21 protein-coding genes are annotated in these 25,222 nt (G+C 48.3%); 12 read left to right on the top strand and 9 right to left on the bottom strand.

Translation table 11 applies throughout. The features are described from left to right. Positions 1–57 precede the first annotated feature (57 nt). Positions 58–630 (bottom strand): TetR/AcrR family transcriptional regulator, encoded by a 573-nt coding sequence (locus HGH91_RS06615; RefSeq protein WP_168737631.1) that lies wholly within the window; start codon positions 628–630, stop codon positions 58–60. A 108-nt stretch (positions 631–738) separates the two neighbouring features. Here HGH91_RS06615 and HGH91_RS06610 point away from each other — a divergent pair, with 108 nt between their 5' ends. The 3 genes from HGH91_RS06610 (at position 739) to HGH91_RS06600 (ending at position 4,246) form a co-directional block, all read left to right on the top strand. After that, positions 739–1,869 (top strand): lactonase family protein, encoded by a 1,131-nt coding sequence (locus tag HGH91_RS06610; RefSeq protein WP_168737630.1) that lies wholly within the window; start codon positions 739–741, stop codon positions 1,867–1,869. 66 nt (positions 1,870–1,935) lie between these two features. Next, positions 1,936–3,111, top strand: coding sequence for a glycosyltransferase family 4 protein (locus HGH91_RS06605; protein WP_168737629.1), 1,176 nt, complete (start codon positions 1,936–1,938; stop codon positions 3,109–3,111). A gap of 10 nt (positions 3,112–3,121) precedes the next feature. Continuing rightward, on the top strand, positions 3,122–4,246 hold the full coding sequence (locus HGH91_RS06600; protein ID WP_168737628.1) for a glycosyltransferase family 4 protein: 1,125 nt from the start codon (positions 3,122–3,124) through the stop codon (positions 4,244–4,246). Here the strand turns inward: HGH91_RS06600 and HGH91_RS06595 are convergent. Further along, entirely contained in the window at positions 4,185–5,246 is a 1,062-nt protein-coding gene (locus HGH91_RS06595) for a glycosyltransferase family 2 protein (protein WP_168737627.1), read from the bottom strand. The genes HGH91_RS06600 and HGH91_RS06595 overlap by 62 nt on opposite strands. A gap of 135 nt (positions 5,247–5,381) precedes the next feature. Between HGH91_RS06595 and HGH91_RS06590 the strand changes: the two genes are divergently transcribed. After that, on the top strand, positions 5,382–6,434 hold the full coding sequence (locus HGH91_RS06590) for a serine hydrolase domain-containing protein (RefSeq protein WP_168737626.1): 1,053 nt from the start codon (positions 5,382–5,384) through the stop codon (positions 6,432–6,434). Between the two features lie 18 nt (positions 6,435–6,452). Continuing rightward, positions 6,453–7,610 carry an SGNH/GDSL hydrolase family protein gene (locus HGH91_RS06585; RefSeq protein WP_168737625.1) on the top strand — a complete coding sequence of 386 codons (1,158 nt, stop codon included), beginning with the start codon at positions 6,453–6,455 and terminating at the stop codon, positions 7,608–7,610. Between the two features lie 8 nt (positions 7,611–7,618). Here HGH91_RS06585 and HGH91_RS06580 read toward each other — a convergent pair whose 3' ends face one another. Then, positions 7,619–8,500, bottom strand: a complete 882-nt coding sequence (locus tag HGH91_RS06580) for an AraC family transcriptional regulator (RefSeq protein ID WP_168737624.1) — start codon at positions 8,498–8,500, stop codon at positions 7,619–7,621. A 157-nt stretch (positions 8,501–8,657) separates the two neighbouring features. On the opposite strand from HGH91_RS06580, the gene HGH91_RS06575 reads away from it, so the two are divergent. The 4 genes from HGH91_RS06575 to HGH91_RS06560 are packed head-to-tail and all read left to right on the top strand — an operon-like array spanning position 8,658 to position 13,625. Next, on the top strand, positions 8,658–9,404 hold the full coding sequence (locus tag HGH91_RS06575; RefSeq protein ID WP_168737623.1) for an SDR family NAD(P)-dependent oxidoreductase: 747 nt from the start codon (positions 8,658–8,660) through the stop codon (positions 9,402–9,404). A 15-nt stretch (positions 9,405–9,419) separates the two neighbouring features. Beyond that, entirely contained in the window at positions 9,420–10,745 is a 1,326-nt protein-coding gene (locus tag HGH91_RS06570; RefSeq protein WP_168737622.1) for an alpha-L-fucosidase, read from the top strand. Between the two features lie 7 nt (positions 10,746–10,752). Beyond that, positions 10,753–11,994, top strand: a complete 1,242-nt coding sequence (locus tag HGH91_RS06565; protein WP_168737621.1) for an enolase C-terminal domain-like protein — start codon at positions 10,753–10,755, stop codon at positions 11,992–11,994. Beyond that, positions 11,991–13,625, top strand: coding sequence for a sodium:solute symporter (locus HGH91_RS06560; RefSeq protein WP_168737620.1), 1,635 nt, complete (start codon positions 11,991–11,993; stop codon positions 13,623–13,625). The genes HGH91_RS06565 and HGH91_RS06560 overlap by 4 nt, the downstream gene beginning before the upstream one ends. Positions 13,626–13,668: 43 nt before the next feature. Here HGH91_RS06560 and HGH91_RS06555 read toward each other — a convergent pair whose 3' ends face one another. The 5 genes from HGH91_RS06555 to HGH91_RS06535 all read right to left on the bottom strand — a co-directional run bounded on the left by HGH91_RS06555 (position 13,669) and on the right by HGH91_RS06535 (position 18,927). Continuing rightward, complete coding sequence (locus HGH91_RS06555) at positions 13,669–14,481, bottom strand: enoyl-ACP reductase (protein ID WP_168737619.1); 813 nt, start codon at positions 14,479–14,481, stop codon at positions 13,669–13,671. A 110-nt stretch (positions 14,482–14,591) separates the two neighbouring features. Then, positions 14,592–15,269, bottom strand: a complete 678-nt coding sequence (locus tag HGH91_RS06550) for a DUF2625 domain-containing protein (protein ID WP_168737618.1) — start codon at positions 15,267–15,269, stop codon at positions 14,592–14,594. 73 nt (positions 15,270–15,342) lie between these two features. Beyond that, positions 15,343–16,521, bottom strand: a complete 1,179-nt coding sequence (locus HGH91_RS06545) for a hypothetical protein (protein ID WP_168737617.1) — start codon at positions 16,519–16,521, stop codon at positions 15,343–15,345. Between the two features lie 133 nt (positions 16,522–16,654). Next, positions 16,655–18,364, bottom strand: coding sequence for a GMC oxidoreductase (locus tag HGH91_RS06540; protein ID WP_168737616.1), 1,710 nt, complete (start codon positions 18,362–18,364; stop codon positions 16,655–16,657). Positions 18,365–18,375: 11 nt separating this feature from the next. After that, the gene (locus HGH91_RS06535) at positions 18,376–18,927 is read right to left on the bottom strand and encodes a gluconate 2-dehydrogenase subunit 3 family protein (protein WP_168737615.1); all 552 of its coding nucleotides are present in this window, start codon (positions 18,925–18,927) and stop codon (positions 18,376–18,378) included. Between the two features lie 299 nt (positions 18,928–19,226). Between HGH91_RS06535 and HGH91_RS06530 the strand changes: the two genes are divergently transcribed. Continuing rightward, positions 19,227–20,414 (top strand): M20 family metallopeptidase, encoded by a 1,188-nt coding sequence (locus HGH91_RS06530; RefSeq protein WP_168737614.1) that lies wholly within the window; start codon positions 19,227–19,229, stop codon positions 20,412–20,414. 1,416 nt (positions 20,415–21,830) lie between these two features. Here the strand turns inward: HGH91_RS06530 and HGH91_RS06525 are convergent. Next, entirely contained in the window at positions 21,831–22,838 is a 1,008-nt protein-coding gene (locus HGH91_RS06525) for an RNA ligase (ATP) (protein ID WP_168737613.1), read from the bottom strand. A gap of 100 nt (positions 22,839–22,938) precedes the next feature. Between HGH91_RS06525 and HGH91_RS06520 the strand changes: the two genes are divergently transcribed. After that, a complete protein-coding gene (locus tag HGH91_RS06520) occupies positions 22,939–24,036 on the top strand; it encodes a glycosyltransferase family 2 protein (RefSeq protein ID WP_168737612.1) in 1,098 nt (365 codons plus the stop codon). Positions 24,037–24,151: 115 nt separating this feature from the next. Beyond that, positions 24,152–25,159, top strand: coding sequence for an LLM class flavin-dependent oxidoreductase (locus HGH91_RS06515; protein WP_168737611.1), 1,008 nt, complete (start codon positions 24,152–24,154; stop codon positions 25,157–25,159). Positions 25,160–25,222: the final 63 nt, after the last annotated feature.

Genomic DNA, 25,222 nt, shown 5'->3' with positions numbered 1-25,222 from the left:
ATAGACCAATTTGTCTATTATTGGTGAAAAAAATAACCCTTTACAGGGTGGCATTTGTTACAACTTACTCAACAAATGTTTGATCGTTTTTTTAGCGGCTTTTACAGGCCATACATCCCGGAACACCTTGGTTTCTACAATCGCTCCTTCAAATAGCAGGTAAATAGTATCTGCCCAGGTATCTGCGGAAGGATGTCCTTCTACCCCAGGAATAGCCAGCAGCAGTTGATGCAGGTAACGGCGCAGTTTTCGTTTATGTTCGGCCACCTGCTGTTGCATCTCTTTATGACTACCTCCGATTTCCGCCAGCATATTGATGAAGCGGCATCCGCGAAAGCCCTGCCGGGGCAGTTGCGTTTCCAGGAAATCGAACGGCGCCAGCAGCCTGTCCAACGGAGCTGTTTTGGCCTCCACCACCGTTGTTACCGCCTGGAACCATTCCTGTCGCGCGGCCTTCAGGTAAGCCAGCCCCAGCTCGTCTTTCGAGCCAAAGTGGCTATACAGGCTTGCTTTGGCTACTCCCGCTTCCTCCAGTACCTGGTTAATGCCAGTGGCATTGTACCCCTGCTCGTAAAACAAGCGCGCCGCAGTGGCTAAAATCTTCTCCTTTGGATTACCTGGCCTTGCCATAACAGTACAAATGTAAAAACAAAAATAATAATAGACAAATTTGTCTATTATTATTTTTTAGAGAGATGAGTATCTTGTGGTTCACCTTCATGTCTAAAACATTTACCATTGGCACGTAAGTTACTTATTCTTGTTATCAGCACCATATTCAGCAGTTTTATTGCCAACGCCCAACAGTACTACCTGTTTGTGGGCAGTTACAACCGCGACAAAGCCAAAGAAGGCGTATATGTATTCCGGTTCAACGAAAAAACTGGTGCATTGGAGCGGGTATCGGCGCTGGCAGGTATTCTCAATCCTTCGTTCCTGACTATTTCCCCTGGCGGTCAATATATCTACACCTGCTCAGAAGCGCAAACGCCCAATGTAGGAGGCGTTACCAGCCTGGCATTCGATAGTACCAGGGGAGTGCTTACCCTGCTGAGCCGGCAAGACAGCGGAGGCGATAACCCCGCCTATGTAGGGGTGGATCCACAGGGCAAATGGTTGATTTGTGCCAACTACAGCGGCGGAAGCCTGGGCATTTTTCCGCTGGGTGCGAATGGACTCATTGCACCGGCAGCACAAATCATTCCCTTCAAAGATAGCAGTGTTACCAACCGGCAAACATCCTCCCATATACATGCCGCCGTATTTGCGCCAGATGGGAAATATGCATTCTTTCCCGACCTGGGCGCTGATAAGATCAGGGCCTACCAGTTGAAGCCAAACGCATCGCCAGTATTGCAGCCAGCTACGCCGGCATATACGGCAACTATACCAGGCAGTGGTCCCCGGCACATCGTTTTTCATCACCGCCTGCCTTATGCCTATTGCATCGAGGAAATGGGAGGGATGGTATCGGTATATCGCTATCGCGATGGGAAACTGGATCGCGTACAAAGGGTGAGCGCTCACCTGGATGATAAGGCGGAGGACTATAATGCCGCCGATATTCATATTTCCCCCGATGGATTATTTCTCTATGCTTCCACCCGCGAGTCGGCCAACACGATTTTCATTTACCGGGTTAACCAGCAAACCGGCCAGCTGAAACAGGTCGGCAAAATACCCAGTGGTGGCGTACACCCGCGTAACTTTGCCATCGATCCTACTGGTAATTTTGTGTTGGTGGCCAATCAGCGGTCCAATAATATCGTGGTGTTTAAAAGAGATCAGCAAACAGGATTGCTCACGGCAACCGGTACCACCGTTTCCCTGCCCAACCCTTCGTCTTTGCAGCTACGGTTGTACCACTAGTCACTGCCTGCTTTTAAGGGAAAATGACTTAGTTTTACAGCCTTATTTAAAAAACGATCACAACACTTGAAAAGGATACTCTATTTTTTTCCGTTGAATCCCGTTGAGAAAAAAGGGGGAAGTCAAACCCGTGCCCTGCACCTGCTAAAGTATTTTAAAGCACGGGGCATGCAGGTGGATTTTATTACGAAGTCCGTTTGGGGACAATATACCCCGGAAACTGTGAAAGCCTTTGAAGATAGCGGTTTGGCAGAACATATATGGGTCCTGGACCGTAAACCGGTGAAAGGTAACCCCGTAAAATATTTCTTCACTTATAAGCTATGGCATATCTTATATGAAAGAAAACTAAAGCTGGTACCCGGGTCTTTTCCCAATCACACTACCCTTAACCTGCGCCGACAATTCGATGCCATTCTGCGCCGTCAGCAGTACGATTATATCATCATCAGCTATGCTTACTGGGCCGATTTTATCCGCGATAACCCCTTAGTGGGAAATGCCGTTACCATTATCGATACGCATGACCTGCTGGCTTCCCAGCATCAGCATGATACGGGTTTTGATAAAGGCGCTGCCCTGGGCGATGAGTTACGCCGGCTGGCACAGTTTAACCAGGTATGGGCTATTTCACCCGAGGAAACGTACTTCTTCAGCCAGTTCCTCAAAGAAAAAGTGAAGTATATCCCCATGATCATGACTGCGCCGGCGCCTGTAAAAGAAACAGTGGAGAAAGATTTTGACCTGATTTATGTGGCCTCAGATAATCCGCATAATCTCCGTTCGGCTGCCTGGTTCTTTAAAGAAGTATACCCATTACTGCCTGCCAATACCAGGATTTGTGTGATTGGGGTGATTACCGCGCATGTCAGTAAAGATTATCCCAACGTGACCCTGATCCCGTTTGTTGATGACCTGGATGCGTATTATCGCCGTGCCCGGGTGGCGCTGTGTCCTATGCTCACGGGCACCGGAGTGAAAGTAAAAGTGGTAGAGGCTATGTCGCACGGGCTACCGGTGATCTGTTCGGAACGCGGCCTGGATGGTCTCCCCGATAAAACCAGCAATGGTTGTCTCTCTGCCAACGACCCGCAAACATTTGCGGCGAATATACAGCGGGTACTATCAGATAAAGCATTGTATGAACAGTTGAGCCGCCAGGGACAGGCTTATTTCCAACAGCATTTTTCCATAGAAAGCGGGTACCAAAAACTCGACAAAGCGATGGGTATTGACCGCTAAAAGCAACCATATGAAACCAAAGAAAGCCTGGTTAATATCGTTTAATGGTAAATCTTATGCCGGTGGCGTAGAGCGGGTGGTCTATTACCTCGATGAATATTTGCATAGCCGGGGTGTTGAAACAAAGCTGATCGACGAAGACTACCTCATTAACCATACTTTGTTGGGCCGGCTGTTTAACCAGCTGTTCAAATACCGGCATTTTAAAAAGCGCAAGGCCATTTACCTGGCGCGGTATACGTCTGCCTTTCTTTGGTTGACCTGGCAACGGGGAAGAGTAGTGATTTCCCAGGGGGAGTCGGTACCTTTTTTCCCGGCAGACGTGGCTTTTATCCACGGGAGTTACCATTGTATGGAGGTAGCGTATGGGAGAACCGCACCTGGACTGAGCCGTATGGCAGCATTACAGCAGAGGGCCTGTAAAATAGCCAGACAGATTCTGGCGGTATCTGCCAAGGTAAAAGCAGACCTGGTACAGTACTACGAGACTGCCGCCGATAAAATTACGGTGGTCAACAATTGTGTAGATACCAGCAGGTTCCATCCTTTTGAAAAGCGGCAAAGCCCTGTGCGCACGCTCTTGTATGTAGGCCGGATGGAAAGCGCAAAGGGAATGGACGTATTGCTAAAACTGGCGCCGGTGATTGAACAATCGGAACACTGGCAGTTATTGATTGCCTGTAATCAATCGCCCAACAGCGCCTTATTTAGCGGGTTTACAAAAACTACGGTAAAAGAAGGGCTACTGATAGACAACATTGCAAGGGAGGCCTACGCGTTAGGCGATTTGCTGATATTGCCTTCTAAGTTTGAGGGATTTGAACTGGTTACACTCGAAGCGTTATCTGTAGGAATACCAGTAACAGGTAATAAAGTGGGTGCTATACAGGAGCTGAATGAGCGTGGATTTCCGGGTGTTTACCTGCTGCCGGATATGTCGGCCCCCGATGCAGGCACTTTGGCCTATTTCGACGAAATACTCGATGCAGCTGAAAGCGCAAATCCACCGGAAGCGTTACACCAGCAAGTGACAAAGGAATTTGGTATTGATCACTATTTTAAAAAGCTCGATATTATTTTGGAGCCATTGTTTTTTCGTACCACCCAAAAAAGCGATGTGCCAGCCGGGGACTGATGGTGCTGAGCTTAGCACCAATGTTTAATGCAACAATTCTTTTGCGATACGCCCGGTACAATCCTTTCCTGTCCATGGTAAGATCGTGCCGGTGTTCCTTCAGCTGAGCAAAAAATATTGGCCAGGCGTCCTGATGTTGTCCATTACCTGCGGCATATATTTCCATATAGCCTCCGTATTGCAGTATACGGGTGTTATGATAGGCATAATAATAGCGGCGGTATTTTTCAAAGATATTTTTTGAGAGAAGGAATGCTTTCATTAACAGGTCTGCACGGTAAAAGCTGGAAATCTTTGCTGCATTCACCTGCTGTGAAGTGATGGAGTGCTGCGACACTTGTTTTTCCCGGACGAAATAGGCATAAAAAGTATCCGCGAGGAACCTGATGTGGCGGGAGGCATATACAGCTTCCAGTACGAAAGGAGAATCTTCAAAAGTAGATTGCCTGAAACGAATGGAATGCTCTTCCATCAACGACCGGCTGTATAATTTCCCCCAGGCAGCGGTATTGAGTTTGTCTTTCCGGTGCATAGCCTCACTGAAGAAGCTAATAATATAATCGCTGTTGGTAAAGCTCTCCGGCTCATATATCCAGGGATCCGCTTCCATGAGTGAATCGCCCTGCTGGTAAACCTTCCGGAAGCCGAAACAAACTATATCTGCCGCATGTGTTTGTGCTTCGTTGATACAGCGGGCTACCGTTTCGGGATCTATCCAGTCATCACCATCTACAAAAAGCACATAATCGCCGTTGGCATGATCCAGCCCGTTATTCCGGGCAGGACCCGGCCCTGCATTATCCTGCGAAAGAATTTTTATTGCCGGATATTGTTGTTGCAAAGATTGAAGTACTGCCAGGGAGTTGTCCGTTGAACCATCATTAACAAATATTAGTTCGGTAGATGTATAAGTCTGATGTATAAGCGATTCCATACAGCGCAACAGGTAAGGCGCAACATTATATACTGGAACGATAATACTTACTACTGGCTTCGGCATATGTGTCTTATTATCCGTCAATGGCCGGTAAAGATAGCTGTTTTCATCCCCTGAACAATATTATTTGCCTATTCCACGTTGGAAAAGCTACTATTTATTTATTAGTTTCACACTTACACTGTTATACACTGTTACATGAAAAGCATTACTATCTGTCTCTATGGCTGTTTAATGACCCTATTGCTGGCCAGCTGCAGCAAAAGCGAATCTCAAACCATGGTTACACAAGGGTATGGAGATATCGATAAAGTATTGGCGGACTCCGTACCGGCCGTATTTGGCGGAAAGGCCTATGTGGCCATTCATGTAGATGGAAAAACCGTGTATGCCAGGGGACTTGGCGGATATGACGGCGGAACCCGCCAGCTGATTGCCTCCTGCTCCAAATGGTTGTCGGCCGCCGTGTTAATGAGCCTGGTAGATGAGGGGAAAATTAAGCTGACAGATACTGTCGGCAAATTCCTGCCGGTATTTACCACTTATCACAAAGGAAATATTACCATTGCCCAGCTGTTTTCCCATACTTCCGGTTTTCCCGGCAACTCCACACAGGGATACGAATCGAATGTGCTGATTACGCTGACACAAGCGGCCGACCTGATCGCCAAAAATGTGGATTTGCTCAATCCTCCCGGCACCACCTTTTATTATGGAGGCGTGAGTATGCAGGTAGCTGGTCGCATCTGCGAAGTGGCTTCCGGCATGGACTGGAAAACACTGGCAGCCAATAAAATATTTACGCCCTGCGGCATGACCAATACCGATTTCGGGCTCACAGCCAACCCGCAGATTGCCGGTGGCGCCCGTAGTACGCCCGACGACTATATGCGCTTCCTCGATATGCTGATGAACAAAGGGGTAACGGCCACGGGTACACGCATACTGAGTGAAGCCGCTGTAGACGCCATGGAGCAGAGCCAGACAAGTAATGTAACCGTAACCTATTCGCCTTACCCGGCAGCTATCATCAATACCAAAAATATTTACGGCATCGGCAACTGGCGCGATGTAACCGGCCCCGGCGATGTACTAATCGAAAACAGCAGCCCGGGCGCATTTGGCAGCCATCCCTGGATCAACCGCGGTAAGAAAATGACTGGGTTCGTATTTACTTTCATCACCAGCAACGGCTACCTGGTTACCATGCCTACCTGCCTTAAAGTGAGGAGCCTGGCCAGAAGCAAATAGATTTAATCCACATAAGTTATGATCAGAAAGTTTGTATGGCTGCTGCTGAGTATAGCCATCACCGTTACTATGCAGGCGCAGGACAGGTACGTCACGTTTTATGGCCCGCTCAACAATGCCTGGTATCATATCCGGCATGATAAAAAAGCCACCGTTACTTTCCTGGGCGGCTCTATCACCAATATGGACGGCTGGCGTACTAAAGTATGCGATTACCTGGGCGCTACTTATCCCGGCACGGCTTTTCGTTTTATCAATGCCGGTATTCCTTCCCTGGGCAGCCTTCCTCATTCTTTTCGTTTTGAAAATGATGTGCTGAAAAAAGGTACTACCGACCTGCTCTTTATAGAAGCGGCTGTTAACGACCGCGTAAACGGTACCAACGAACTGACGCAACGCCGCGCTATGGAAGGCATTATCCGCCATGCGCTGGCGGCCAACCCGCAAATGAATATCGTGCTGATGGCCTTTGTAGACGAAGATAAAATGGCCGATTATCACGCGGGGAAAGTGCCGGTGGAAGTACAGGTACACGAAGACCTGGCTAAGCGGTATCATCTCCCATTTATCAACCTCGCCAAAGAGGTTACCGACCGTATCGACGCGCACGAGTTTACCTGGAAAGAAGATTTCAAAGACCTGCACCCGGCGCCGTTTGGACAAACGCTCTATTTTAATACGATCAGGCGCCTGCTGGATACAGCTTTCAATCGCCCTGTTCCGAAACGGTTGACCAGCGCGGTACTGCCTAAAGCCGCCGATCCGCTCAACTATGAGCATGGCGCATACGTGGATATTCATACCGCCACCAATAAGAATGGCTTTACGGTTAATGAGTCCTGGGAGCCTTCCGACAAAGTAGCTACCCGCGAGGGCTTTGTGAAAGTGCCTATGCTGGTATCTTCCGGCGCCCATGCGTCGGTGGAATTTCCTTTCACCGGCCGTACCGTAGGGATAGGCATTGTTTCGGGGCCTGATGCCGGTACTATCAGTTACAGCATCGACGGAGGTGCCGTACAGCAGAAAGACCTGCGCACCCAATGGAGCAAAAGCCTTTACCTGCCCTGGTTCCTCATCCTGGGAGATGACCTGAAGCCCGGGCGGCACGTGTTAAAGATCGTTACCGGTGATGCTACGGACGTAACCAGGATTGTACATTTCCTGGTCAATAGATAGGAGGTATGCTAGTAGCCCTCCGCCTGGATTTCCTTTTTATAGTCCCTGGGCGTTTTCCCTTTTAGTCTTTTGAAGAAACGATTAAAATGGGTGATGTTACGGTACCCGCATTTGTCCGATAATTCGGCCATTGATATTTCCTTCTCCTGTAATAGCCGGCAGGCGTAACCAATCCGCAGTTCATTCACAAAATGAGTAAATGATTTTTGGGTACGGCTTTTGAAAAAACGGCAAAAGGAGTGTACGTTGATGCCCGCTACCGCCGCTATTTCCGACAGGGGAATATCTCTCCTGAAATGACGGAAAATGTACTGGAAGATATCATTCATACGGGATTGGTCCTTATCGTTGTACAGGTTTACATAGTTGCTGCCCGCGAGTAAACGGTATGATTTGGTGTCCATCATTTTTTGCAGCAGGGTCATAAAGGAGATGGTTTTTTGCAGCTCGCCTTCGTGCAGCATATTTTGCATCAGGGCCAGTATTTCCGCTTTAGCCTTGCCCTGGAACTGGATGCCCCGCTGCGCCTTTTTTAGCCAGTTTTTAACCGCTGTAACGTTCATAAAAGGGGTGAGGTGTTCCAGGAGCTGATCCGGCGAAATATAGAGCGCCAGCGATCTTGCCTGCAGTTGCTCCGTTCCTTCAAAATATTTTTGTTCATTGTGCCATACATGTGGCGTGCCCGAGCCTACAAAAATCATTTCTCCGCTATCGAAATATTCGACGTTATCGCCTATGATACGGCGCCCGGCACTTTCTACCACATATACCAGCTGGCATTCCTGGTGAAAATGAAACTCGGTAGAAAAGTACGGCTGCGTAATTTCTTTGATCAGAAACACTTTCTGTGCAAGGGCCTTATCGCCCGGTATGGCAAAAACTGGCTTCATATTGTCATGTGAAAATAGATAATTTAGATAATAAAGTCAAAATAGTGTTTATTTAAGTCAATCAGGCCAGATCAAATTGCTGTTTCATATGGTAATTTTGGATCATCCGGTGGCGTATATTGAGCGCCTGTATTTTCCACTGTTATTAATCGGAGTTATGATACTGAAGAACAAAATAATTGTCATCACCGGCGGCGCGGCCGGTATCGGCGAAGCCTGTGTACAGGCCTATATCCGGGAAGGCGCTACCGTGGCGGTGATCGACAAAACACCGGCTACGCTGCCAGCGCCCCATCTCTTCCTGCTGGCCGATCTGAACGAAGGCAGCGCTATTCAGCAGGCAATCGCCACTATCCTGCAAATGTATGGCCGTATTGACGCTATACATAACAACGCCGGTATTGCAAGTCCGTCGAAACCCCTGCATGAAACCACGGAAGCGGAGTGGGAGCAGGTGATGAATGTGAATGTAAGAGGCATTTACTATACCACCCGCTATGGTATCGAAGCACTGAAGGCTTCCAGGGGCTGCATGCTCAATACCAGCAGTATGGTGGGTGAAATAGGGCAGGAAAATCATGCTGCCTATGCGGGCAGCAAAGGAGCCGTAAATGCGCTGACCAAAGCCATGGCGCTCGACTATGCTAAAGATGGAATCCGGGTAAATGCGGTGGCGCCCGCTGGCGTATGGACGCCCATGCTGCGGCAGTGGAGCCAGGAACAACCCAATCCCGGGGATATAGAACAGTATCTCAACAATATACACGCACTTGGCTATTGCCCGGAAGCACCGGTTATTGCCGACGTATGTGCGTTCCTGTTATCCGACAACGCCCGCTTCATTACCGGCGCCATTATGCCGGTAAGTGGAGGAGCAGAACTAGGTTATAAGCACTCACTATAAAATATCTTTTTAACAATGAAGAAAATAATCACGTTATGTTTGCTGCTATGGGCGGCCGCTGGCCACGCGCAAACCAATGCACAGCTGGACCCGAAAATACTGACTACCAAAGCTGTGATGGACCAGTTTATGAGCCTGCGGTTCGGTATGTTCATCCACTGGGGACCTGTAAGCCTTCGCGGCACAGAAATAGGTTGGTCGAGACATGTACAGGTACCGGTAGCCGACTATGACACCCTGTACCGGGCATTTAATCCTGCTAAATTTAATGCCGACGAGTGGGTGAAAACCGCCAGTGAAGCAGGCATGAAATACCTGACCATCACCGCCAAGCATCATGATGGATTTTGTTTATGGCCATCTGCCTATACCAACTATAACATCATGGCCACCCCCTTTAAGAAAGATGTAGTAGGACTGCTGGCTAAAGCCTGTAAGAAGTATCATATTAAATTCTGTATTTATTATTCTGTACTCGACTGGCATCATCCCGATTATCCGATCGATAATCCAAATGATACCGTGAACGGCATCCGTAAAAATGCCCATATGGAAAAGTATGTGGCCTATATGAAAAACCAGCTGAAAGAGCTGATTAAAAATTACGATCCCTATATGCTATGGTTCGATGGTCCCTGGGAAAAGCCCTGGACGCCAGAGATGGCACTCGATATGTATGCCTATCTCAAAACACAGAAAAAAGATATTATCATCAATAACCGCTTGGGTAAAGCCTTTTCAGGCACCGGCGCCGATGGAACCCCGCATTTTCTGGGAGATTATGATACCCCCGAACAGCGCATTGGAGATCTGAACATGCATACGCCCTGGGAAACTTGTATGACTATCTGTGAACAATGGGCCTGGAAACCCAACGACAAGATGAAATCGTTGACCACCTGCATTCATACCCTGGCGAAGGTAGCAGGAGGCAATGGTAACCTGTTGTTTAACGTAGGTCCTCGCCCCGATGGCTTGATGGAACCGGAGCAGGTAGCGCGTTTGAAAGAAATGGGCAGCTGGCTGCGTCAGTATGGTACTGCCATCTACAACACCCATGGCGGTCCCTGGTATCCCAACCAGCATTTCGCAGCTACCCGCAGCGGCAATAAAATTTATGTACATGTGCTGGAGGCGCCAGGACAAACCCTCAGCCTGCCTGCTTTGCCGGACGTAAAAATTACCAAAGCCTATATCATGAAAGGCGCTGCGGTAGCCATTCAGCAGTCAGCGCAAAATATCACGCTGACCTTGCCGGCCACCTTACCGGACACCAATGATACTGTGATTGTATTAGAAACAGATAAACCTTCGATAAGCATTGCCCCGATAAAAATATAGTAAACACATGATTCGAAAAATAGTTGTTAAAGACGCCCGGTTCCCGCTAACGAATGGAGCTGGCAGCGATGCTGTGCACCAGCAGCCCATATATTCTTACACGGTGGCCTGCATATACGATGATAAAGGTAATTGCGGCACCGGGCTGGCCTTCACGCTGGGCGCGGGGAACGAGCTGGTGTGCGCGGCAGCCCGGTTCTACGGAGAGCAGTTAATCGGTAAGGAACTCAATGAAGTGATGGCCACTTTCGGCGACTGGTTTAAGCAACGTGCAGATGAACAGCAGTTCCGGTGGCTGGGTCCACATAAGGGCGTAGTCCACCTCGCGCTGGCAGCGGTTACCAACGCCTGCTACGATTTATGGGCCAAACAGCAACAGGTGCCTTTATGGAAGTTATTGCTGGACTTAAGCCCAGAGCAGGTGGTCAATACCCTGGATCTTTCTTACCTGGAAGAGGTATTATCCCGTGAAGAAGCGCTGAAGCTACTTACAGATATGCAGGCATCAAGGCAGGAAAGGGAAGGGATCTTACGCACCGGCTACCCGGCCTATGATACTTCCGCCGGCTGGTTCAACTATTCGGATGACCAGCTGGAGGCCAATTGCAGGCGGGCGATAGACAATGGCTTTAAAGCCCTGAAACTAAAAGTAGGCGCTAAAAACCCGGACACGGATATACGAAGGGCACATATTGTAAGAAATACGGTAGGCGCTGATATCAAGGTAATGGTAGATGCCAACCAGCAATGGAACCTTCCACAGGCGATCGCCATTGGCAAGCGGCTGGCAGATATAAATCCCTATTGGATAGAAGAACCAACGCATCCCGATGATGTGTTGGCCCACCAAACGCTGGCCGCGGAATTACGACCATTGAAGCTGGCATTGGGAGAGCATGTGCCCAACAAAGTGATATTTAAAAATTACCTGCAAACGGGGTGCGCGGGCTTTATACAGGTAGATGCCGTGCGGGTAGGAGGCGTGAGTGAGTTTATTACGGTTAGTCTCCTCTGTAAGAAGTACGGTGTGCCGGTAGTGCCGCATGTAGGCGATATGGGGCAGCTGCATCAGCACCTGGTATTATTCAATCATATTGCCATGGGGCATGAAGCACTGTTCCTGGAGCATATTCCACACCTGCGGGCACATTTCGCAGAACCAGCCAACATCACCGGCGGGTTTTACCACACGCCCGAAATGCCGGGTAGCAGTTGCGATCTGTTGGCGCTTAATACATTTCCAGGATGATTACCACTTTAGACACTGTTATTACGATCTGCTACATCGCCTTCATCGTCTGGCTGGGCTTCCGGGCGGGGATGGCAGGGAAGAAAGGCGGCAATGCGGCAGGGGAGTATTTCCTGGCGGGTAAGTCGTTGCGTTGGCCGGTGATTGGCATGGCCCTCTTTGCCACCAATATTTCCTGCCTGCACCTGGTGAGCCTGGCACAGAGCGGGTTTGATACCGGTCTGATAACGGGCAACTATGAATGGATGTCGGCCTTTACGCTGATCCTGCTGGCGCTGTTTTTTGTTCCTTTTTACATACGTTCCGGCATTGCTACGTTGCCTGATTTCCTGGAACGGCGCTATAACCGGGCCTGCCGCGATTGGCTGGCCATCGTGTCAGTGGTATCAGCAGTAGTCATTCACATTGCTTTTTCGTTCCTGGCCGGCGGTATTGTACTGGAAACGTTGTTCGGCATTAACATGTTTACCAGCATTATCGTCATTGCTATCATCACCGGCGCCTATACGATTATGGGCGGTTTAAGAGCGGTGGTAGTCACTGAGTCGGTGCAAACCATCGTACTGCTGGCTGGTGCAGTAATTATTACGGTATTGTCGTGGTGGAAGGTGGGAGGCTGGCAGCCCGTACTACAAGTATTACAGCAGGAGCAGGGTATGGAAAAGTTGTCGATGTTGCATGGCAGCAGCGATCCCAGTGGGCTCCCATGGTATGCCATCTTCCTGGGATACCCGGTTATTGGTATCTGGTACTGGTGTGCGGATCAAACCATTGTACAGCGGGTTTTGGGCGCCAGGGATGAAAACCATGCAAAGGCGGGCGCCTTGTTCTGCGGGGTTATCAAAATGTTGCCGGTATTTATTTTTATCCTTCCCGGGTTGCTGGCGTATGTGTTGTACCGGCAGGGACAACTGGATCTGAGTGCCCTGAAAGCAGCAGATGGGGTGATGCATACGAAGGGGATTTATTCGCTGATGATTACGCAACTGGTGCCACCGGGATTGGTAGGTGTGCTGGTGGCAGCGCTGCTATCGGGACTGATGAGCCAGATTTCCGGCGCGCTCAACTCTATTGCTACACTGGTAAGTTATGATTTGTATAAACGGTATCGCCCGGAGGCGGCCGATAAGCAACTGGTAAAGATAGGCCGTTGGGCTGCAGGAATAGCGCTGGTATTGTCGCTGGCATTATTGCCGCTGCTTAACAGGTATGAGAGCCTTTTTCATGGTATCAATGATGTGATTTCCCATATTGCGCCGCCTATCACCTGCGTATTTTTGTTGGGGATCTTCTGGCGCAAAGCTTCGGCGAAGTCTGCACAATATACGTTATGGCTCGGCTCTGCGCTGGGGGCAGGCGTATACGCGGTGGGTAAATTAATGCCGGGAGGCTTTATCAGCCAGGTGCCGCCGCTGATGATAGCGTTTTATCTTTTTGTGGCCTGTGCGGTCTGCCAGGTAGCATTATCATTCCTGTTCCCGGTACAAGACGCAGCGGGAAGCGAACGCCTGTATTGGAAAAGCCCGTTGGAGCCGCTGCGATTGAAAGGATGGCCGGGATTGGCGGATTATCGCGTACAGTCGGTACTGTTACTATCGGTGATGGCTATACTATATTGGTGCTTCCGGTAAAATGCAAAGAGAGGCGGATCGATCAGATCCGCCTCTCTTTTTTTTATTTAGACATCTGCGCGATCACGGCTTCTGTAACCCCGGTACAGGAGAAGCCTCCATCGTGAAACAGGTTTTGCATGGTGACCATACGCGTGTAATCTGAAAATAAGCTCACGGCAAATTCTGCACACTGGTCGGCACTGGCATTACCCAGTGGCGACATTTTCTCTGAATACGCCACAAAACCATCAAATCCGCCAATGCCTTGCCCCGCAGTAGTCATAGTAGGGGACTGGGAGATGGTATTGACACGTACTTTTTTCTTCATACCATATTGGTAGCCAAAGCTGCGGGTAATACTTTCCAGCATCGCTTTGATATCCGCCATCTCATTGTAGTTGGGAAATGCCAGGTGCGCTGCGATGAAAGTCAGCGCCACTACCGATCCCCACTCATTGATAGCATCATGCTTCATAGCGGTTTGCAGGACCCGGTGGAGACTCATTCCTGAAATATCGACCGACTTATGCATGTAGTCATAGTTCAGATTCGTATAGTCGTTGCCCTTACGAACGTTTACGCTCATCCCGATGGAGTGCAGGATGAAATCTACGCCACCGCCAAAATGTGCTTTGGTTTTGGTAAATAAATTGTCGAGATCGTCCATGTTGGTAACGTCTGCGGGAATCACGGGGGCATTGCATTGTTGCGCCAGCGCATTGATTTCGCCCATGCGGACGGCCACCGGTGCATTGGTTAACACGATTTCCGCACCTTCTGCCACACAGCGAAGGGCTGTTTTCCAGGCAATGGATTTTTCATCCAGGGCGCCGAAAATAATTCCTTTTTTACCTTTTAATAAATTGTGGGACATGACCAGGGTTTAGTGTACAAAATATAATTACTACAAGGTTTAAATGTAGCCTAATTATACTTGCAGGGATTGCTGCGCCACAAATTTTAACATTTTGTAAGAAGGGAGGATTAATGTCCCATTTGTTGCTTCAGGTCCATTTGCAGCTGCCATAGCTCTTCTATGGGTACTGCTTTTCTGCTGATGGCATTGATATCTTTTCCTTCTTTGGTAAAGAGGGCAGGATAGCTGCTGAAAGCCTGTGCGCCGTTTATTTTTGCTACATCATTTTCCCAGCCATGCCAGCGGAAGGCTTCATAGAAGCCGGCAATATCGCCGGTGCAGCAAAAGCTGATAAAGTCGCTGTAACTGATTTCCATATTTTCCCATTCCAGGGTATCCGGCGCAAAGTAAAAGACGCTGCCAATGCCTTCCTGTGGCGCCAATGCACCGTTGTTAATGGCAAAAAATCCGCCGATCACATCATCTGCAATCAGTAGGAATCCCGGTTGCCCGCCGCTTTGGGTAAATGATTTACCTTCATTCCATCCGGGCAGGGTACGGTCCAGTTTTGCATGGCCGGAGCCTAATACTCTTATCCAACCATGATCTACGAGTAGTCCCCCGGTTTCATAAATGATAGCGCCCATCGGTGAGCGGGTGGTTACCTGGGTTTGATATAAAGCTTGTTCAGCACGGGCCTGTTCTTTCGGAAGAATGTCAATAGGATTGCTACCTGCGTTAATCCATTCCTGCACCAGGTCCCAGCCAGGTTCTTTCGTATTAATCAGTTCATTCAGCGTTCTCATGGTTGCAAGTTAAATAAAAAAAAGTGGGTGCCCCGGGAAGGAATACCCACTTTTACCTGGTGAAAGGATATTATTATTTTTTGATCTGGCTTTTTAGTTCGTCGATTTCTTTTTGTTGTTTGATGAGATATAACGTAAGTTCTTCTACTTTTTGTAACAACAATCTATTCATCTCACCTACATCCACGCCATTTTCCTTTACCTCTGCGGCAGTGGGGATTTCAGGGAGATGCCCATTCGTTTGAATGAACTGGGATACTTCCTGTAAAGTTGGTAGTTTGTAATCCGGATGAAAAACGTAATCAGCCCAGTTGGCCTGTTGAGTGACTTTAATCTTGCGGGCGCCCAACACGCCTTCTACGGCTAATTTGTATGCATTGGGTGTTTGGGTGCCAATGCCAATGTTACCGCTGTTGGTCATCACCATATTCCACCGGATGGGTGCCTGGCCTGAATCGCTATCTGCTGAAAAAAAGTAGAGGAGGCTGTCGTAAGAGGCGCCTATGCCAAATCTCTTGCTGCCTGCATCGAGTACCATGGATTGCGCTCTCCATAATTTAATTGCTTTCCCCCAACCAGCGCTTGTCCAGTAAGGCCCTCCGCTTATCTCCAGCTTGGCAGTTGGAGTGGTGGTGCCAATACCAACATTGCCACCGAAGAAATTGGTGCCGCTACTATTGTAGTAAACGGTGCCCGAACCGAAAGTATTACCGTTCGTGTTAACATAACTGTCAATACTGGTTTTAAACGTTTGTGGTCTGCTGGTGGTACCAGGAACGTTGATGACCGGTTCTTCGAATGGAAGTGCATTGGTGATGCCATCGTAAACGGTTACACGATCATTATAGCGGGAGCTGAAGAAATAGCTGGTATTTCCCCGCAGCCATATAATGATAATAAAAGCCGAATTATTGGCGGTGGCATCGCGCCAACCGGCAATAAATTTATTGTTGTCTGGAACGCTGCTGTATTGATGGATATCTGCATCGATGAAGCTGGAACCATTACCCCAATTGGATGTATGATATCTGAATTTGGCAATCAGGGAACCGCGCCAGCTGGAGTCCCGGTGTACATCAGAGCGTCCTATTTGTATTTCCGATGCCTCGTGACGCCACCAGGCAGAATCGGTAAATACTACTGGGTAAAACTTGTCGAGCGTACCATAAACGGTAAAGGCTTTTGTAACTTGGGCATTGGCATGATGGCTAAAGAAACAAATCATACAGGCCAACAACAGGATGGATTTCATAAGTAATATAGGTTTGTTATGTTTAAAAAAATTTTAGGGTTATCCGGCGTGAAAATACATTTTTATTGGAAAGATAAAAACAAAGAGACTACCGACGCCGGTAGTCTCTTTGAGAAAAAGATCATGTGTACGTTTATATTTCTCCCTTCTTCAGCTGTTGTACTGCATAATCCACCGCCCGGGCAGTGAGCGCCATATACGTAAGCGATGGGTTTTGAGTGGAAGTAGACGTCATACAGGCGCCATCTGTCACAAACACATTTTTGCAGGCATGCATTTGATTCCATTTGTTCAGGATCGATGTTTTAGGATCCAGCCCCATACGTGCGCCGCCCATTTCGTGGATATCCAGTCCGGGTGCTTGTTTGGAGTCGCCAGTCTTGATATTGGTAAACCCGGCTTTGGTATACATTTCCGTCATTTGCTCGAAGAAGTCCTTCAGCATTTTTTCATCGTTATCGTCGTAGTCTACATCGATATTGATTTGCGGAATGCCCCATTCATCTTTTTTATTGGCGTCCAGCGTCAGGGTACTTTTTTCTTTCGGGATGGTTTCTCCCATCATATGAGAGCCAACATACCAGGGTCCTGTTTCTGGATTGAACAGTTGTTCTTTCAGGCTCTTGCCAAATCCATCGGTATTGGTATGCCGCCCACGGCCGGTGTCGAAACCAGCAGCATATCCCCGCAGGAAGTCTGTTTCCTGTTTGTGTACATTACGGAAACGGGGAATATAGGCGCTGGTAGGGCGCCGGCCGTCGGTAGTGGAATCTTTGAAACCTTCATATTGTGCGGAGATATGTCCGCGATAGTTATGAAAGGCGAAGTATTTACCCAGGGTACCGCTGTCGTTGCCCAAGCCATTAGGAAAGCGGTGAGAGGTAGAGTTCAGCAGGATCAGGTTGGTATTCACGGCGGCCGCGTTCACAAAGATCACGGTGGCGTAATATTCCATCATCTCCTTGGTATTGGTATCAATCACCCGAACGCCGGTGGCCTTTCCTTTTTGCTCATCGTAAATAATGGAATGCACTACTGAAAACGGGCGAAGGGTGAGGTGGCCGGTTTTCTGCGCCCAGGGAATGGTGGAGGAGTTGCTGCTGAAATACCCGCCAAACGGGCATCCGCGCTGGCAGAGGTCCCGCTTCTGGCATTGCCCTCTGCCCTGGTCCAGGTGTATTTGCTGTGGCTGGGTCAGATGCGCACAACGTGCGTAAATCACCTGCCGGTCTTTATAGTTGTCTTTTACAAAATCCTTGAAATAGTTTTCAACGCAGCTAAGTTCCATGGGAGGTAGAAATTCTCCGTCGGGCAGGTGAGGGAGACCATCTTTATTCCCCGAGATGCCTACAAACTTCTCTACATAACTATACCAGGGGGAAATGTCTTTATAACGTATAGGCCAGTCCGTAGCAAAGCCGTCGCGTGCAGGGCCTTCGAAATCAAAGTCGCTCCAGCGCTGGGTTTGCCGCGCCCACATGAGCGACTTCCCGCCCACCTGGTAACCCCGGATCCAGTCGAATGGTTTGGGTTGCCCATAGGGATGGTCGTTGTCTTTTACAAAGAAGTGCATGGCATCTTCTTTATAGGCGTAGCAGCGACTGATCGATGGGTTGGCGGCTTTGATGGCTGCCGGTACCTGTCCACGGTGAGGGAACTCCCAGGGAAACTGGCTGGTAGTAGGGTAGTCTTTTAAATGTTTCACATCCCGTCCTCTTTCGAGCACCAGTGTTTTTAATCCTTTTTCGGTAAATTCTTTCGCTGCCCATCCGCCACTGATGCCGGATCCGATGACGATAGCGTCGAATGTGCGGTTTTGCAGGCTGGTATTGTTATTACTCATGTTGTTAGAAGTTAGGCGGTCTTTCTGGCCGAGGGTTTAAATGGTACACAACCTTTATAACGGGCGGGTACCAGTTCATAGATATCCACGTTGGTCATAAAGTATTTGGATTGCGTATAAGCCTGAATGGTGAGGCGTTTGGTAGCACTGTAAAAAAATGAAAGGTCATCTTTACTGTCTTTGGCTGCCTCCAGGGAGCTAAGTAATGCTTCTCGTTGCGGTGCGGTACTTTCAAGGAAGCTGCGACCGTTAAGTTTTTTACTAGCCTGTTCAAATGCTTTCAGTCCATTCATCCATTGTTGCTGCTCTTCTTTTTTGTAGCAGTCGTCCATCATGATGAGGGTAAACAGATGGGTGGACAGCGCCTTGGCGCCCGGGGTGGTAGTAGGGGGGATAATGGTGTCTGCCAGCTCGGCGAGCATCTTCTCCTGGTCGCCGTCGACTGAAATGTTTTTTAATGTCAACGATGCCCTGCTGGTATGTTGCAAACAGGCGGGCAACAAGGCCATACCGGCTGAAACATACAGCAGCTGCTTGATCGCGGATCTTCTGTTCACTGCCATGGAAATAATTTTTGTGTAATAGAACGGGAATCTTTCATCTTTTATTAGCTCGTGATGGTGAAAACGCTTGAAAACTGCGTTCCTGGTCGTAAAGCGGGACTAAATATATACGTTTCCACACTTTTTTACAAGGAAATTTGTGAGGATATCTCGCTGGCCTGTTTTGGCGGATAAAAAATTGTATCATTGGGGGTTATAAAGATGCAGGTGGGGGGTAACTGCGGCCTACCCGCATCTGACAGATGATAGCTTTATCAAAGAATTTTTATCATAAGACAGCATAAAAAAATTATTGTCACATGCTTAAAGAACGAATCCGGGAATTAGCCAGCGGTTTGCTGGGGGAGGCCACTGCCAATCGGCGCCACCTGCACACGCATCCAGAACTTTCCTACCGGGAATACCAGACGGCGGTTTTTATTGAAGAAAAACTGCAGGCGCTTCAGATTCCTTTTGAAAGGATGGCAGATACCGGTATCGTTGCTTTACTGGAGGGAACTGCGGCGCCATCCGACCGGGTGGTGGCTTTGCGGGCCGACATTGATGCATTGCCCATTTATGAACTGAATGAGGTGTCGTATCGCTCCCAGAATAACGGGGTGATGCATGCCTGTGGCCACGACGTACATACCGCCTCCCTGCTGGGGGTAGCGGGTATCCTGAGCCAGATGAAGCCTAAATTTTCTGGTACGGTGAAATTTATTTTTCAGCCGGCAGAAGAAGTGATCCCCGGTGGCGCCAGCTTGCTGATTAAGGCAGGCGTGCTGGAAAATCCACGGCCACACCATGTGCTGGGACAGCATGTGATGCCGGAGCTGCCAGTAGGAATGGTGGGATTTCGCGCAGGCTGTTACATGGCCAGCAACGATGAAATTACCATCACCGTAAAAGGAAAAGGGGGGCATGGCGCCATGCCTCACCTGGGTATAGACCCGGTGCTGATTGCCAGTCATATGGTGATTGCACTGCAACAGATCGTCAGTCGCCGCGCCAATCCTTTATCGCCGTCGGTATTGTCATTTGGTAAGATGATTGCCAATGGCGCCAGTAACGTCATCCCGGATGAGGTGAGACTGGAAGGCACTTTCCGTTCGCTGGACGAAAACTGGCGTAAGGCGGCACATGAAAAGATTAAGAGGATGGCCATATCCATTGCGGAAAGCATGGAGGGGAGCTGTGATATCAAAATTGAACGCGGATATCCCGTGCTGATCAATGAAGATAAGCTCACTGCCGCCAGCAGGGCGCATGCAGTCGATTTCCTGGGGGCTGAACGGGTTACTGACCTGGATATCTGGATGGCGGCGGAAGACTTTGCTTCCTATTCGCAGGTAGCAGATGCCTGTTTTTACCGGTTAGGGGTACGTAATGAGGCCAGGGGCATCGTATCGGGCTTACATACCGCCACCTTTGATGCGGATGAACAATCGCTGGAAACCGGTGCAGGCCTGATGTCTTACCTGGCTTTGAAAACCCTGGGCAACTAATCGTTGTTTTTGTTAACGATTGGTTAACAACAACTGATCTGCTACGTTCACGGACAATAATAATGCGTTGACCAAATTAAGCGTATAGCTAACGTCTATGAATATATCTTTGTATCGGTTTTTCATAGGATATGGTTAAAAATATTAAAGGGGAGGTATTCTTACCACCTCTTTTTTTATGCCCCAAAAAGTAGCCAGGAACCTGTTTTTTAAAGTGTTGTTTTAACGCCTTCTCTACGATACTTACACACGGATATAAATGCATGTATACAGATATGGAACGTTTACGAGTTATTATAAAGCGTTCACGGAAAAAGTAATGGCAGTGTGATGCATGCGATTATCTTTGTATCAGGTTTTTCATAGGATATGGTTAAAATATTAAAGGAGAGGTAGTCTTGCCACTCCTTTTTTTATGCCCTGAAATGTAGTGCAGTAAAGGGTTGTGTTGAATGCTGTTTTTCTCTTGCAAGTGTTGTTTAGACGTTTTTCTTCACCTGTCATTTTGCGGATATTTATTGATGCATGCAGATATCGTACGTTTACGAGTTATAATGATACGTTCACGGAAAAAGTATTTTCACTATGAAGCAGGCCTCTATCTTTGTATCAGGTTTTTCATAGGATATGGTTAAAAAATTAAAGAGGAGATATTCTTATCACCTCTTTTTTTATGCCCTGAAATGTCGTACACGTCTATGTTCTATCAGGATGATAATTTTTGTAGCAAGTGTATTTATCACCGTTAAATTTCATGTCGTACGTTAATTGCCGGTTAATGCCGGCTGATATCATGCATTCACGAATTATAATGATGCGTTCACGGAAAAGACTATTTGGCAATGATGCAGGTTGTTATCTTTGTATCAGGTTTTTCATAGGATATGGTTAAAATATTAAAGGGGAGGTATTCTTACCACCCCTTTTTTTATGCCCTGAAATGCTTGTAGCTACAGGGTTTTAGCGAACTGTGAAATAGAAGAAGAATACGGTATTCGTGTTAATCATTGGTTAAGGCAGGTCTATTTAATGCATTCCCTTGAAATAATGATGCATTCACGAAGTTCACATTAGTACGTATTACTGGTGGGTGTATCTTTATAACAGGTTTTCATAGGATAGGTTAAAATATTAAGGGGGAGGTAGTCTTGCCACCCCCTTTTTCATGTCCCAAATTTCGTGATGATATCACCGGTATTTCCTTCCCGTCATTTTAGTAGTAGTGTACAATTGTTAAGTGTTGGTTAACGCATGCCTTTTTAGCGCATTCACCGACAATAATGACGCGTTCACCAAATTCCTGCTTAAACTACCGGTAACGGGTATATCTTTACATCAGGTTTTCATAGGATAGTTTAAAATATTAAAGGGGAGGTATTCTTACCACCCCTTTTTTTATGCGCTCCGCTTTCACAGCTATCTTTCTTCCAGCAGGAATTTATTGGATATCACTTTGAAAGATATGCGCCGGTCGGCCGAACGGATGACCAGCCCTTCGCGTTCTACTTTGCCATGAGCGGGACTCAGCAGGGAAGCGCCTTCCGCCAGGGAGAGCAGGGCATCCATTGTTGCCGGCAGCTGGAAAGTGGTATCCAGTACAGGCACATGCTGTAAGCCGTTGTCGCGGATTAGCGCCAGGAAATCAGGCATGGACAGGTATTCCTGTGTATCGATGTTGAATGCATTGAAGAAGTAAATGGCTTGTCCATGCTGCGCGTACGGGTTACCCTGAATGCCTTCACCAATCATTTCTCCCTGTAAGGCTATATTCTTTCCCAGCGCTGCCAGTTTCCCGGCTATATCCAGCTTTCTTGCCACCTTCCAGAGCGTATTCTCCGGTGTATCTGTCAGCTCCAGGTTACGGGAGCATACGCCAAATTCCCCGTTGCGGTGATAGTAGGTAACAGAAGAGCCGTCCAGCTTTTCTGTTACAAAGCAGGCGTGGGCCAGGTAGGTATCATAGAAGGCACTGAGGTTCTGGATTCTTTCTTCATCCGTTTTAGGGATAAAAGAAGGAAATCCACCTTTCATGATACCGGCCAGGGCAGCGGGTATGGGCGCTTCATATTTGACGATCTGCAATTGCGCAGCTACATCTTCTCCCAGCTCATACGCGTTGGTGGTAAGCACATTGATAGGCAGCAAAAGCCCCTGGGATATTTGTCCACGTAGTTTCATGGTCTTGAGGCGAAAGCCTTCTGTTTCACCCATTTTCCGGTAGGAGCTTTTCCTCAGGAATTCAAAGGCAGGTATAACGGGCAGAAAAGAATCTATTTCGCAATACACGGCATGATCGCCTGGCTTGAATTCATTTTTCTTGATAACCAGTTTCCATCCTTTTACAGTGGCTACTTCTATCATGTCTGCACCTGGTATGGGAGCAATGTCGTCGATGACGACTACGGACGCGAGTTTTCGTTCCATTGGGGTTAAATAATTAATCAGGTTAACAAATATTCGGGCGCAAATATATATTTTTTTTCATTTACGGAACGGAAAAGAATGTTATTTATCTTCGCGCACTATGTTCACAAGTACTGATTCCATTGATATTATCATTCCTTCTTTTAGATTGGATGAGCAGTTTTTATTGCCGTTGATTCGCTTGCCGAAGCCGGGCGGATGGCAGGTTAACTATTATATCGTGGCAGATAATCCGGGTGTAAAGCCCGGAGCAACACTCCTGCAAATGGCGCGGGAAGGCGTGATACAGCTCATTATTAATACGAAGAATATTGGTCCGGGTGAAACCCGCAATAAAGGAATAGACGCCGGAAATGGCAGCTGGATCCTATTCCTGGACGATGATATTGTAGCAGATGAAGACTTGCTTTTCCAGTATGTAAAAGTGATCGGTGAAAAAAAAGAGGCCATTGGTTTTATTGGATTGACAGATTTCCCGGCGCCGGAGAATTCATTTACCCGTGCTTTAACGGTGGCGGGTCTTACCAGCATATTTACCATCGCTAACAAGAAAGATCAGTTTATATGGGGCGTTACTGCCAACATTATGTATAAACGCAGTGCGTTGGGCGACCTGCGCTTTTCACCGGAGTTATCAGCGATTGGTGGGGGAGAAGATGTGGACCTGGGCGCCAGGTTAAGTATGCAACATCACACGCAGTTTACATGTGTAAAGGAAGCGCGGGTAACGCATCCCTGGTGGAATTATGGGCAGCCGCATTACGACCGCTTTACGCGCTACGGCGCCGGTATGGCCTTGTTGCTATCGCGTTTTAAGCAATTCAGCTGGTATGCATTTCCCAATCCCATAGAGGGGATGCTGTTGGCCTTGTTGAGTGCTCCGCTGTTTTTTATTTATCTCAGCTGGCAGAAATGGCTGATATTATTAGTGGCTATTCCGTTGATCGACATGGTGATCAACTATATCCGTGCATCAGGTATGGGTTACAAGGACCTGAGCGTGGGATACTATATGACGTTGATCCGGTGCAGTAATGAATGGGGACAGCTAAAGACATTATTGCAAAGGGGGCAACTGCATTACTTCATGAAGCGCATTAATATTGATTTCACGCGTCCCCGGCATTTCCGTACCAATCGCTGGCGGATCATTAAACTGGTGATCTATATTATCCTGCTGGCAGTGCTGATCTATTAAAAAGGCCACCGTACCGTTTGTTGACCCCTGCTCGCTTACCTACAGGTTATCAACCCGCCTTCGGGCAGGGGCATTGTTGTAAATTAGCGCAACGAATCAACAAATAGTTTGTAGTATGAGTAAGCAAGGAATAAAACGTCCGTTGTCAGTATTAGACCTGGCGCCGGTATTGGAAGGACAAACGCCCAGCGAGGCTTTTCAGAATAGTATGCGCCTGGCTAAGCACGTTGAAAAATTAGGATATAAACGTTTCTGGATGGCAGAACACCATAACATGGTGAGTGTAGCCAGTTCTGCCACCGTTGTTTTACTGGGGTATATTGCTGGTGGCACCAGCACCATTCGCGTGGGCTCCGGTGGTATTATGCTGCCCAACCACGCGCCGCTGGTAGTAGCTGAGCAATTTGGCACGCTGGCTTCCCTGTATCCCGGGCGCATAGACCTTGGATTGGGCAGGGCGCCGGGCACCGACCAGGTAACGGCCCGCGCATTGCGCCGCGACAGGCTCGGCGCCGGGCACGACTTCCCCGAGCAGGTGCAGGAATTACAGCAATATCTCTCTTTTGATAATCATACCAGCGCCGTCAGGGCTATTCCCGGCGAGGGCCTGGCTATTCCCATCTGGATATTAGGCTCCAGCACTGATAGCGCCCACCTGGCAGCCGCTATGGGCTTGCCCTACGCCTTTGCCAGCCATTTTGCACCCGCACAGCTGCATACCGCGTTTAAAATTTACCGGGAACGGTTCCGGCCTTCAGAATTCCTGCAGGCGCCCTATACCATGGCCTGTGTGAATGTAATTGCTGCAGATACCGATGCTGCAGCTAACCGCCTGGCGACATCCTTCTACCAGCTTTTCCTCGGTATCATACGCGGAAACCTGCGTCGCATGGGCCCTCCGATAGATAGTATGGAAGGCGTATGGACGCCATATGAAGCCGCACATGCACAGCAGATGCTTGCCTGTTCCTTTATAGGCAGCGGCGCCACGGTACAACAGGGGTTACAGCAATTCCTGGAAGATACCCAGGTAGATGAAGTGATAGCAACCGCACATATTTACGATCAGCAAGATCGTTTGCACTCCTACGAAATACTGAAAGAAGTATTTGACCGGCTGTAAATAACATGGCAACAGATTAGCTGCAACAATCAGGCATAGCAGGTGTTAAGTAGATAGAAAGCA

The sequence above is a fragment of the Chitinophaga eiseniae genome (assembly GCF_012641265.1).
Lineage (GTDB): Bacteria > Bacteroidota > Bacteroidia > Chitinophagales > Chitinophagaceae > Chitinophaga > Chitinophaga eiseniae_A.
Note: the sequence above shows the minus strand (reverse complement) of the source record. Positions and strands in the feature narration are given on the sequence as shown.